The following is an 11,414-nucleotide window of genomic DNA, read 5'->3' as shown; positions in this document are numbered from 1 at the left end:
AATTTTTTATTTTTCTTCTAATAATGATTTTTCATATTGGAATTTTTTCATCAACATTTCACCTGAATAGCCTTCTTCGATCAATTTTGCAAGAATCGCTTTTGTTTGATCGTCTGCTGCTTCAGGATGTTCTCCTCGGTCAAACTCTACAACATTTTCAGCGTCTGTAATCCAGTCAGAAAAACTTCCCATGTATAGTTTTAACTGGTCATAGCCTTTTTCAGCCATGATGGCATAAAGCGCTGCCGCCGTAACCCCACTGCCGCAATAAACAACAGTTGGTTCGTGTTTTTGAACGACCGTACTAATATCTCCAGTAAACTGGAATTCCCCTTTTGACACAAACTGTGCCCAGTCTAAATTACGTGCGCCTGGAATGCGTCCAGCAACTGGATCAATCGGTTCTTCAAGCCCTGCAAAACGTGCTGCTGAACGAGCATCGACTAATACACCTAGTTCGTCACCGCTAATGACTTTTTTAACATAGGCTTGGTCTGCAAAGATATCACGAACAAAGTTGGGTGTAACAGTAGACGACTCTATTGTAGGAATGTCACTAGACACTGCAATACCGCGCTGCTTTAACGCATCAAATCCTTGTTGACTGATGTGAACATGTTGGAATCCTGCGTATTTCAATAACCACCAAGCTCGCGCTGCATAAGGTGAACCGCCTTGGTCATAAAGGACAATAGAATCCTCCAAGCTCAATCCGCTTGACCGAACTAATTGCGTTAGTTGTTCGTCAGAAGGCATCGGATGCCGCCCTGCGCTGGCAGTCATATCTGACATATCCTTTTCTAAGTCCCAATAAACAGCTCCTGCCACATGCTCTTCTTCGTACACTTTCTTACCAGCAGAAGAATCTTTTAAATCGAATCGTGCATCAATCCATTTATGGTTTTCGGTATCCGTTGTTTCGATAAATACTGACATCGATTACACCCTTCCGTCCATCAAATTTGAATACAGCTCTTTCCATTGCGCTAATTTCTCGGATTGTTGAAGTAAGGTACGTTCCGAATCAATCTGATCGACAGCTTGACGTAGAATATGTTGACGTAACCCTTCTGCTTCTTGCTCAATCCAAAACGTTGCCCAGTTGGTTAATTCTTTTTTCTCTTGCTCTAAATAACGTAGCGCATCCGGCTCCATTAATTCTTGCAGCGCGTCACGCATTTTTTCTTTTTCGTTTTTCTCGAAAAAGCTCTTATTGTTTTTATAATACGATTTAACTGACGAATAATCAGCATCTACAAACGGTTTTGAAATCTCGACAGATCCTGCTTCTTGCACTTCGTAAGGTGTAAACGAGAAATCGGCATTTTGCTCTTTCAATTTGCTCGTGTCTTCTTTAAAGCGCGAGTCTAATTTCTTTTCGATAAACTGAGCAAGACGGAAATTCGTTACGCGCAATTCTTGTTGAAAATCAAATCCTGTCATTTCATTTAAATCTTGCAAGGCTGTATCCAAAGCTTGTTGGGCTGATTTGTTGGAAAACACCGAAGGATTAAAAGCTTCTTTGAAAAAGTCATTAAACCGATAAAAAACGCGTTGGTTCACGTAGTACAACAATTCATCCAACTCTTGCAGAGCTTCGCGTTCTAATAACTTGGCAATAGATGCGCCGAAAAGTTTACGCAATTGCTGCTCAAGAAGTTTAAGCTCTTCTAGTCGCTCGTCTTTACGCAATAAGTTCTTTTCGGTGTGTTCAATCAAGCTGCGGAAGCGATCGACTGCTTTTTGCTCTTCTTCTGCGAGCGATTGCACAGCCATTCCTTTTAGCTCTTCTTTTAAGAAATGTTGAAAAGCTTCTTCAAATTCTGGCATACCTGAATGTTCACGGTCTTTCAGCGCTAATAAGCTTGAAACACCAAACAAGCGTGGGAAACGAATGCCAAAACGCTGTAGTTCATCTTGTACATACGTAACAACTGCATTTTTTTCTTCTTCGTCATTAGCAAGATCAATTGCATTGACAACAAAGAACATTTTATCCATTTCAAATGCATCTTTTACTCGACCAAGCTGAATCAGAAATTCTCGGTCTGCACGTGCAAAGGCATGGTTGTAGTAGGTGATAAATAAAATGGCATCCGCGTTACGAATATACTCAAAAGCAACATTCGTGTGTCTCGCATTTATCGAATCCGCTCCTGGAGTATCCACAAGCGTAACGCCATTTCGCGTTAATTCGCAATCGTAATAAAAATCAATTTCATCAACAAAACAACTTTTTTCTTCCTTTGCCACATACAAGCCAAATTCTTCACGATTGGTCCGAAGGGTTTCGCCTAAACGGTCTTTGAAATCTGGATACCCTTTGTTAAAGGCGGTGATAAACGATTTATGAACTTGTTGTTCTGTTGGCGTATTTTCTGGTAGTTTTGTTGACTTTTCAAAAGCATCTTCTAGTGAAGTAACTTGAACGCCTAAAGCTTGGAAAGAATTTTGAACATCTTCTGTCATTTGCGCACGCGTTTTTAAGCGAACATCTGCTGTTTCATGTGGATGTTGCTCACTTACTGGACGAATTCGGTTAATGGTTGCCGTAGTTGGGTTTGGGGAAACAGGTAATACCGTTTCTCCCATCAATGCATTCGAAAATGACGATTTCCCTGCACTAAAAGCGCCAAACAACGCAATGGTGAATTCTTGTCCTTCTAAACGACCTGCTTTTCGTTTTAAATAAGCTGCAGTTTCCGCAAATCCTTTGATCGGGTCAATAACTTCTGCAGTTCGAGTGGCCCGTTCGAGTACAGCTACTTCATCAAATGATGCCACTTCCGTAGAATGCACCTGTTGTTCTTGCTCTTCTTGTTTTTTCTCATCTTTCTCAAGCATTGCAGGATCAAATTCAGTCATTTCTTCTATAGAAACTTCAAATTCACTTAGCCATTGGTCGACTTTTTCTTCCGCTGCTGTTTTTTGTTTTGGCAACATCGCCGAATAAGATTTTTTTACTTTATCGATTTTGCTTTCCATTTCTTCAAGCGTTTGGATCGCAAGCATTTTTTGAGACAAAGTTTGGGCTTTCATATCAATTTCTGTATTGGCGTCATCTGTTAAACCTTCAAACTTTTCTTCTTGTGCTTTTTTCCAGCCATCTGTCTCACGGATAAACCAGCGCTGCACACCTGTAGAAATGCTATTGGCGAAATTCAATACTGCGTCTCCTGTCACAGAAGCGCCTGTCGGAATTTGCTCTTCTACAACTGAAAATGGCACATTGAAAGTCATGTCGTCGATAGATAACGATTCGTCATCTGTTAACAAACCAGCATCTTTTAACGAAGATTTCATCAATTTTTTTAAGTGATTGGTAATTTGAGAAGATACGGTCGTTTGCAAACGTTCGTCCACTTCATGTTGCCGTTTTTGTCGTTCTTCTTCTGTTTTTTTGCCACTAAATAGCAATCCCACTTTAAAATTCGGCTGAACCGATTCCAAGTAGCTTGTTAATGCATTTCGCAATTCGTACGGCATAATATTCGAGTTTTCTAGTAGTTCTTTCCGGCTTTTTTCAAACTTGGCCTGCCAATTTTCAAAATCCTGAACAGACATTCTACGAGAAACTAACGCATTTTCCTTTTTCAAATCCTCACGCATTTCCCACTCTTCCGGCTCCAGAACATTTGAAAATGCTTGTAAACATTCTTGTTTTTCATCTTCTAAATAGTTGATGTGCTCGTCTTTTAACTGACTCAAGGCAGATTCAGAAGCTGAACCCATATGACCTTTCCAGTTTTTCATCGTCGACGAAACGAGACTTTTCACTTGGTCAAAATCATTGCCTGGAAAATCAAAATCCTTTAATGACGTAAAGAAAATACCTTTTGGGACGACTCCCCATGCCGCGAATGAATCATGTACTGATTGTTGAAAATCTTCAAAGCTCATTTCACTGCTTTGATGCTTATCAATTTGGTTGACGATCAAATACAGCTCGGTGTATTTTTGTAATTCTTTCGTGAAATTAAAATTCAATTCTGATTGAACATGGTTATAATCCATTACATAAAATACCATATCCGCTACGTGAAGAGCTGACTCGGTTGACATACGGTGCGCATCATCCGTGGAATCGACTCCCGGTGTATCCATGACCGTAATGCCACTTGGCAATACCGATGCCTGGTGTCCGATGTCGATTTGCGTCACATCACCATTTTTACAAAATTCCTTCACCGCGTTAAAATCGTAATTCTCTGGAAAGTAAACCGGTTTTTCATTGCGCATATTGACGATGGCAAAATCCGTATCTGCTTTTTGGACATTGACGATATTCGCACTCGTTGGAATCGGACTCGATGGCAACAAGGTCTCGCCCGTCAATGCGTTGATCATAGATGACTTCCCAGATGAAAAATGTCCGGCAAAGCCAATAATGAAATTATTTTTTAAAATCTTTTTTGCAAATAAATGCGCTTTGGCTTCACGCTCTGTGTCTTCATTGTCTTTGAAGATCTTATAGAGATGTGCCGTTTCAAGTAATTCTTGTTTATGATCAACAACTGTCATTTCGAAATCTCCTTCTCCGCTTACTGCTCTCTATCATATCATTTTTATGGGTTAACGAAAAACATCCTTCCCAAATTTGAGAAGGATGTTGCGTTTCTTATGAAAATCCGTGAATCGACATCCCACCATCGACAAAAAGTGTCTGTCCGGTAATATAACTTGCGGCATCTGAAGCTAAAAACACAACAGGTGAAGCCACTTCCGGTAACTCTCCAACACGCTTCATCGGTGTCACTGCGAGAATCGAATCTAAGTATTCAGGGTCACTTAAAATCTTCTCTGTTAATGGGGTTTTAAAGTACCACGGTCCAATCGCGTTGACGCGAATGTTTTTCGGTCCCCATTCCATTGCCATAACTTTTGTCATTTGAATAATTGCCGCTTTAGACGCCGCATAAATCACACCTGTTTTTAATGCGCGATCGCCTCCAACCGAGCTAATATTAATAATCGAACTGCCACTTGCCATTTTCTTTACCGCTTCTTGTGAAAACATAAAGACGCTTTGTGCGTTCGTATCCATAATTTGATGCCACTCGGCGTCATTCGCATCGGCTAATGACGACCGGATATTCATCCCTGCGTTGTTCACTAAAATATCAAGCGCTCCAAAATGGTCGACTGTTTTATCGATTGCTGCTTGAATGTCGCTGCGCTTTGTAATGTCTGCTGTTATGTAAGATGTTCGATCATTGTTTATGTCTTGCTGTGTTTGCTGCAAGTCTGATTCGGTTCTTGCTACTAACATGACATTAGCTCCTGCTTCTGCAAGCGCCATTGCGATTGCTTTGCCAATTCCTTTGCCGGCACCGGTTACGATAGCCGTCTTGTTTTCTAAACTAAATGATTTCAACATGTATAATCGCCTCCACTTTTATTATAGTCACAACATTCGCTATTTGTCCTGTTCTATAAACTACAAAAAAACCGTCGTGACTTACCACGGCGGTTTCAGACTGTAGACAAAGTCTATTGAAAATGTATAGTTTTGTATAATCACAACCGTTCCAGCCACTGCGCTTTCCATGGGCTCAGCTTCAGCCTCCTCGTCACTGAAAACCCATGCTCCTGCATCGCTGCGCTAGCTTCGTCGCAAAAGCTTGTCCTCGCAGGCTTCGGCCAATGCTATTCCTGCGGGGTCTTCAGCTTTCGCTGTCCCGGAGTCTTCGTGGCCAGAACGGTTGTTAGCATATTGTCCTAATTAGAGAGAGTAACCAGCGAATTTATTTTCAAGAGGATTGACGAGTAATCACACAAGGATCCGAAGCGCAATGCGGCGACTCCTGCGGAAAAACGGAGTGATGAGACCCCGCAGGAGCTTGCGACGAGGAGACTCAGCGCTTCGTCCGCGGAAAGCGTCCGCATGGAGCGAAGGATCCAGTATATAGGATGAGATGAATATTCATTCGTTAACTAACATAATAATTCTTTTGTCTAAAAACAGAAACCGCCGTGACTATCACGGCGGTTTCTGTTTACTCGTTTAGTTGATAAATCTTCGTATATTTTTCTTCTAGGTAGTCGGCTAAGTAAGCTGGATTCAAACCTTCTCCAGTCACATCTTTTAAAATATCCATAGGCTTTTTAAAAGCGCCATACTGATGAATGTTCTTCGTTAGCCACTCGCGAATTGGAGTGATGTTCCCCTCTGCCAACAATTCGTCGTAATTCGGCAACTCTTTTAGCATAGCGTTTTTGAATTGTGCTGCATACATATAGCCAAGAGCGTAAGATGGGAAATACCCGAAGCTTGCGCCTGCCCAATGAACGTCTTGTAAGACACCTTCTGCATCTTTGGACGGACGTACTCCTAAATACTCTTCGTACTTATCATTCCACAGCTGTGGCAGATCGCTAACTTTCAAGTCTCCATTAAACAACCCTTTTTCAAGCTCGTAACGTACCATAATATGCAATGCATAAGACAATTCGTCTGCTTCAATGCGAATTAAGGATGGTTTAGACTCATTAATTGCGCGTACGTAATCTACCAATTCAACAGAAGCAAATTGATTAGGAGCGTACTCTTTCAACAAATCAAAGTTTTTCTGCCAAAAATGTTCATTGCGTCCGATAAAGTTTTCACAAAACAATGACTGTGATTCATGTATCCCCATCGAAGCACCTGTTTCTATCGGCAATCCCGCTAGATTGTCTCCTAGATTTTGCTCATACATCGCATGTCCACCTTCGTGAATTGTGCCAAATACCGCTGTGCGGAAATCACTTTCATCGTACTTAGTCGTCACGCGAATGTCTTGACGGTTGATTGAAATCATAAACGGATGTACGGTTTCGTCTAGTCTACCTGCTTCAAAACTATAGCCAAGTTGCTCCAACATTTCTCGGCTGAAATCTTGCTGTGCTTGCTTTGGGAAATGGTCATACAAAAATGCCGTTTCTGGTTTATTAGGCGATTCTGCAATTTTTTGTACTAATGGCACAATACGTTTACGGAGCTTGCCAAACACATCATCTAAAATTTCTGTGGTCATGCCAGGTTCGTATTGATCGAGCAGCGTATTGTACGTACTGCCGTTTTTCTCTCCCCAATAACTAACCATTTTCTTCGTTGTGCTGACCAATTCTTCTAAGTAAGGAAGAAACAACGAGAAATCCGAATCTCGTTTAGCTGTTTCCCATACCGACTCAGCTTTCGATTTTAAAATGACAAATTCTTTGTATTCTTCTGGTGGAACTTTTTTGCTTAAATTGTATTCTTTTCGCGCTTCTTCTACAGAGCGACGAATGTAAGGATCTATCGTTTCCTGTTGGGCTTCTAATGAAGAAAGCAGTTCGCCAAATTCATTTGAAGTCGATAATTTAAAAAGTTCACTAGATAAGGTTCCGATGGTTGCTGAGCGAAGTTCCACTCCTTTTTTTGGAGCACCTGTACGCAAATCCCAATACAATAAGGCAATGGCTTCTTTATAGCCTCTGATTTTACTGAAGTGTTCTGTAAAACGTTTTTCAAGTGACAACTAAATCCCCCCTATGTTTACTGAGACCATTGTACCATAGCTGTGCAGCTCACTTAAAAATTCTCAGCAGGCACTGGCAAGATGGTTTCCCATAAATGTTCAACGCGCAATTCTTCTTCGTTCACCAATAAATGAATTTCTCCATAATCTTTTGAAGTCCGGATCAACCGCCCAATTCCTTGTTGAATGCGAAGTTGCATGAAAGGCAAATCGATTTCTTCTAATGGGTTGTTACTAAATTTACGTTTTGCATCAAATACAGGATCTTTCGGTGGGAACGGCAAATCAACAATAATTACTTTTGTTAATGCTTCCCCTGGTAAATCCAACCCTTCCCATAAGTGATACGAACATAAAATCTGGAATTTCCCTTGTTGAAATTCTTTGACAACCGTTGATAATTCGCGGTCTCCTTCAAACTCAATGGCATATTGGTGATCTAGTGGGAGTGACTTTTTGAAATTATCCATGTCTACTTTTGACGTGAACAACACAAGTGTTTGATCTCCTGTGCTAAACAAGTCGTAGACGCGTTCAAATTTTTGTTGTTGTTCTAAAGGATGCTTAAAGATTTTCATCACATCTTCATATTCAAATGGAGATGGCACTGAGAATGATTGGAATTTATCGATTCCTAGGCTATCCGACAAGTACGTAAAATCTTTTTGAATAGATAATGTAGCCGAAGAAAACGTGATTGGAATTTTTCCATCAAATAATTTTTCATCTAATATATCTGTAACTAAGCGTGGCATAATTACAAGTGTCTCTATTTCGTCTTTAATTTCTAACCATGTTACTGCGTCGCCTTCTTCTACAAACAACCGCATTGAGAATGTGTATTGTTCGAAATACTCTTCCGCCAATCGCAATTCGTATTCAGGAATGGTGAAAAGCTCGCCTTCAAAAACAAATTCCTCTAACATTAAATCAATGTGGCGAACGAGCATATTGCCGACTTTGACCAATTCAGGATCTTTTGTAATGGCTTTACGGTCTTCATCACTTTTCACTGTATGAATGCGTAACAAACGGAAAAATTCATTGTGAAGATCTATTGTTTGCTCGATCATATTTAACGTCTTTTCACGCATACCATCTGAAAGAATGCTTTCTGTCACATCTTGCAATGTGCTTTCTTGCACTTCGTACGTTAATGCACGTTGTGCTGCAAATTCTAGTAAATGTCCTTCGTCTAACACAATTTGAGAGAATTCAGGAAGCAGTGGTGTTTGCCCTTCGCGTTTACGCGTTTCTTTTGTCCAAATATGTTCCATCAGAAAATCGTGCGAACAAATCACTAAGTCTGTCGCTTGGCGGTAATGATTGCGGTGAATGGTTTGTCCGCATTTGTTTCTCAATTCACAAGCATTGCAGTTTTGAATTGGGTGGTAATTAACTTGTTGCCATTCTTCATCTGTTACTTCCGGATAGCTCGAACGCTCACCGTAAGGATACGTATTTTGCATGGAAAATGTTTTGTTAACAAATTCCGGTAAGCTGTCTTCAATATCAAATACAAAGTCTTCGTCGATTCGTTTTTTGGCGCCTTCTAAACGCTGAAGACATAAATATTGATCGCGTGACTTTGCCAAACGAACATCCAAATTCAAATCAAACAACTCATTTAAACGGTCAACGTCGCCGCCTTTTTTAACCAATTGTTCAATCAGAGTTTCATCTGCACATGAAATAAGTGCAGGCTTCCCCGTGTAACGAGCATACGCGATAGCCGGTAACAAGTACGCCATCGTTTTTCCAGTTCCAACTCCTGCTTCAGCAAACAAAACCGATTTTTCTTTTAATGCCTGTTCGATTTGAAAAGACATAAAAATTTGTTCATCGCGAAGATCATAGCCTTTTTCAGGTAATTCATCGTAAAATACATCGCCGATCCAATCATTGAGTGATTCAAAGAAAGTTTTATCTTTTGATAACGCAAATGGTAGTGGTTGTCTCATAATACTCTCCTCACAGAGAAACGGAAGAGCCTGTGCCCTTCCGTTTCGTCTCATTTATTTTTTAGAACGTTCTCCCCAGAATTGGAAAAGATCCGTACGGATAAATCCGTTAAAAAGTTTGCGTTTTTTTGTAGCTGGTTGGCCGTAAAGTGTTTCAAAACGCCCCATCGATGACAGCATGTAAACTGACCAAGTTGGGTGTTTCGCAAATACACGACCCATATCAGCAATCATTTCTTCAATGATTTCAATTTCACCTATACGTTCGCCGTATGGTGGGTTCCCTACAACAACGCCGTTTTCTTCAGTTGCCACAAAATCCTTAACTTGACGTTGTTCAAATCGGATCAAGTCTGCAAAGCCAGCTTCACGCGCATTTTCTTCAGCGACTTTCAGCATGCGGTGGTCAATGTCTGTGCCTAAAATATTCAGTGGCTGGTCATAATTCGCTAATTCTTCTGCTTCTTCGCGAACTTCATCCCATAGTTTTTGTCCCATCCATGGCCATTCTTCGCTATCGAAATCACGGTTGTAGCCAGGTGCTAAGTTTTGACCGATCATCGCCGCTTCAATTGCGATGGTCCCAGATCCACAGAAAGGATCTACGAACGGACGGTCTGGAGTCCATCTAGATAATTTCACAAGTGCCGCAGCTAGCGTTTCTTTTAATGGTGCTTCCCCTTGATCTAAACGATAGCCGCGCTTATGCAATCCTGCTCCGCTCGTATCGATTGATAATTGAACTTTGTCTTTTAAAATTGATACTTCAATTTTAAAACGTGGTCCTGTTTCATCTAAAAACGAATTGCGGTGATAGGCTTTTTTCAACCGTTCTACAATTGCCTTTTTAACGATAGATTGACAGTTTGGCACACTGTGTAGTGTCGATTTAACTGATTTTCCTTGTACCGGAAATTCAGCATCTACTGGAAGGTATTTTTCCCATTCGATTTCTTTTGTGCGTTCAAACAATTCGTCAAACGTATAGGCATTAAATTCACCGGCGATAATTTTGACACGGTCAGCTGTGCGTAACCAAAGGTTGGCCTTCGCAATATCTCGCTCGTTTCCTTCAAAAAATACTTTGCCGTTCTCTGTTTCTGTTTCATACCCTAATTCTTTTACTTCGTTAGCGACAATCGACTCAAGTCCCATTGCAGCTGTTGCGAGCAATTTAAATGTTGTCATAATGACTCCCTCTCCAGTTATTCACTATTTCAGCTTTCAGTGTTCGTTTAATCGTTAGATTTTTAATATTAAATACGTATTACAGAAATCGCTGTAGGCGGACGCTTTCCTGCGGGGTCTCGGCTGTCTCGCTATCCCGCTGAAGTCTCCGCCTTTCGCTTTTTCTTCTAATTTTCATACTGATACTATTAAAATAAATTAAGAAATTGCTTAGCACTAGATATAAACGCCTAAAGCTTACTCAAAAGATTAAATTATATCAGTCTAACTTGTTTATTTATATCATAATATGAAGAAAAGCTCCCCGACAGGAGAGCCTTTAATAAGCATTTTAAGACCATGTGAAATTCTATAAGCCATGTTTTGTTTCCACGTACTCAAACGGCTTGCACCTTGTACTAGTGGACAGCAATCATCTATCTGCAAGTTTGCACCTGCCTCTTCATCAGTTCATTTCCTTCAGAAAAGTGCCCCTACCATAATTTGGGTTTCTCGCTCACGGGGTTTACCTCGTTCCACCTGTATAATTTCTTATACAGCTCCGTCACTGTGGCACCTTCAGGGTATTTCGGCCATATCCGAAGACTTAGGCGTTCTACCCGCCGTCAACTATTGCTAGTTGCCTCAGCTTATTGTTTCACTGAGCGCGATCACTACGGTCATCTCAGAACCGTGCGAGCATGGACTTTCCTCTCCAGCGAAAACGCCAGAGCGATTGCCAGAATTTCAAATGGCTTACTAAGTATACGCTATTTGGCCATAG

The 11,414-nt window shown here is 40.8% G+C and carries 6 protein-coding genes and 1 other RNA gene; all 7 read right to left on the bottom strand.

The annotated features are described in order from the left end of the window. Positions 1 to 6 precede the first annotated feature (6 nt). Positions 7 to 936 carry a sulfurtransferase gene (locus tag GPDM_RS10055; protein ID WP_008431077.1) on the bottom strand — a complete coding sequence of 310 codons (930 nt, stop codon included), beginning with the start codon at positions 934 to 936 and terminating at the stop codon, positions 7 to 9. A gap of 3 nt (positions 937 to 939) precedes the next feature. Beyond that, positions 940 to 4,521 carry a dynamin family protein gene (locus tag GPDM_RS10050; protein WP_008431076.1) on the bottom strand — a complete coding sequence of 1,194 codons (3,582 nt, stop codon included), beginning with the start codon at positions 4,519 to 4,521 and terminating at the stop codon, positions 940 to 942. 97 nt (positions 4,522 to 4,618) lie between these two features. After that, positions 4,619 to 5,377 carry an SDR family NAD(P)-dependent oxidoreductase gene (locus GPDM_RS10045; RefSeq protein WP_008431074.1) on the bottom strand — a complete coding sequence of 253 codons (759 nt, stop codon included), beginning with the start codon at positions 5,375 to 5,377 and terminating at the stop codon, positions 4,619 to 4,621. A 619-nt stretch (positions 5,378 to 5,996) separates the two neighbouring features. Next, positions 5,997 to 7,502: a carboxypeptidase M32 gene (locus tag GPDM_RS10040; protein ID WP_008431072.1), complete on the bottom strand. Its 1,506-nt coding sequence runs from the start codon at positions 7,500 to 7,502 to the stop codon at positions 5,997 to 5,999. A 53-nt stretch (positions 7,503 to 7,555) separates the two neighbouring features. After that, on the bottom strand, positions 7,556 to 9,463 hold the full coding sequence (locus GPDM_RS10035; RefSeq protein ID WP_008431070.1) for an ATP-dependent DNA helicase: 1,908 nt from the start codon (positions 9,461 to 9,463) through the stop codon (positions 7,556 to 7,558). A 54-nt stretch (positions 9,464 to 9,517) separates the two neighbouring features. Beyond that, positions 9,518 to 10,651 carry a THUMP domain-containing class I SAM-dependent RNA methyltransferase gene (locus GPDM_RS10030; protein WP_008431068.1) on the bottom strand — a complete coding sequence of 378 codons (1,134 nt, stop codon included), beginning with the start codon at positions 10,649 to 10,651 and terminating at the stop codon, positions 9,518 to 9,520. 347 nt (positions 10,652 to 10,998) lie between these two features. Then, positions 10,999 to 11,378: RNase P RNA component class B (gene rnpB / locus GPDM_RS16480), an RNA gene on the bottom strand. Positions 11,379 to 11,414: the final 36 nt, after the last annotated feature.

This window comes from Planococcus donghaensis MPA1U2 (assembly GCF_000189395.1).
Lineage (GTDB): Bacteria > Bacillota > Bacilli > Bacillales_A > Planococcaceae > Planococcus > Planococcus donghaensis_B.
This window is presented reverse-complemented; position numbering and strand designations above follow the sequence as displayed.